At 70.7% G+C, this 1,084-nt stretch carries 1 protein-coding gene and 1 pseudogene; one reads left to right on the forward strand and one right to left on the reverse strand.

Annotated features, from left to right (window positions below):
• A pseudogene (locus AOK08_RS42255) lies at nt 1-199 on the reverse strand (lipase); the annotation flags it as partial.
• 403 nt (nt 200-602) lie between these two features.
• Here AOK08_RS42255 and AOK08_RS42260 point away from each other — a divergent pair.
• Complete coding sequence (locus tag AOK08_RS42260; protein ID WP_055535912.1) at nt 603-1,007, forward strand: coenzyme B12-dependent isobutyryl CoA mutase small subunit; 405 nt, start codon at nt 603-605, stop codon at nt 1,005-1,007.
• Nucleotides 1,008-1,084 lie beyond the last annotated feature (77 nt).

The following is a 1,084-nucleotide window of genomic DNA, read 5'->3' on the forward strand; positions in this document are numbered from 1 at the left end:
GTGCGGCGGGGTCGGGCTCGGAGGTGGGGGCCCGGCGTTCCTGGGCGATGCCTGAGGGATAGAGGAGCAGATGGCCGGCCAGGATCGCCATTTCCAGGGCGGTCGCCTTGAGGAGGGTGACGGACAGGCCAGTCAGCCTGCTCGGCAGGACGCGCTGACAGAACGGAAGCAGGGGCAGAACTGCCCGGATGACCTTCATGGCCGACCTCCTGTCGGCACTCGGGAGGACTTCCCTGTCCCCCGTGTGCCCTCGTGAGGGGTCGCGACGAGGACGGCCGGTGGTGGTGTCGGCGGTGGTGCACGAGTGAGGCGTGCGGCGTGTGTGACGCCTAGGGGGTGGCGAAGCTCCTTTCCGGCTGGCGACGAAGCTCCCCGCTGTCGTGCCCCTGCTGCCCTTCGTGCCATCTCCGACTCCACCCGTACCCTCGCGGCGCGCGGCTCGCGACGCGGTGGTGCGGCGACCTCGATGCGGCTCCCCTTGCTCCGGTCCCACCGGTGCGCGGTGAACGTGTCCCACCGTGTGATTTCCCCCTCGGTGCCGGTCGCGAAACTGCCGGTTGCGGGATGCTCGACATAACGTTCGTTCACTCAGGGAGGCAGCGATGGGTGTGGCCGCCGGTCCGATCCGCGTGGTGGTGGCGAAGCCGGGACTCGACGGTCGTGACCGCGGGGCCGAGGTGATCGCGTTGGCGCTGCGTGACGCCGGGATGGAGGTCATCTACACCGGTCTCCATCAGACCCCCGAGCAGATCGTCGCCACCGCGATCCAGGAGGACGCCGACGCGATCGGACTGTCCGTCCCCTCCGACGCCCCCGACACGCTCCTCGCGGCCGTGATCGATCTCCTGCGGGAGCGCGACGCGGCCGACATCACGGTCTTCGGCGGCGGGAGCATCCCCGAAGCGGACATCGCGGTGCTGAAGGAGAAGGGGGTCGCGGAGATCTTCAGCCCTGGAGCGACCACGGCGTCGGTTGTGGAGTGGGTGCGGGTGGCGGTGCGGGGGTGAGGTGGCCTCCGGCCTTCGGGCCCCTGGCCTCCGGCCCCCGGGCCCTGGCCTCCGGCCCCTGGCCCTGTCTCTGATAC

It is taken from the genome of Streptomyces graminilatus, from assembly GCF_001418565.1.
Taxonomy (GTDB): Bacteria; Actinomycetota; Actinomycetes; order Streptomycetales; family Streptomycetaceae; genus Streptomyces; species Streptomyces graminilatus.

What these genes read in the sequence shown, in the direction of transcription:
- AOK08_RS42260 (WP_055535912.1), top strand. Translation starts at nt 603, where the DNA reads ATGGGTGTGGCCGCCGGTCCGATCCGCGTGGTGGTGGCGAAGCCGGGA.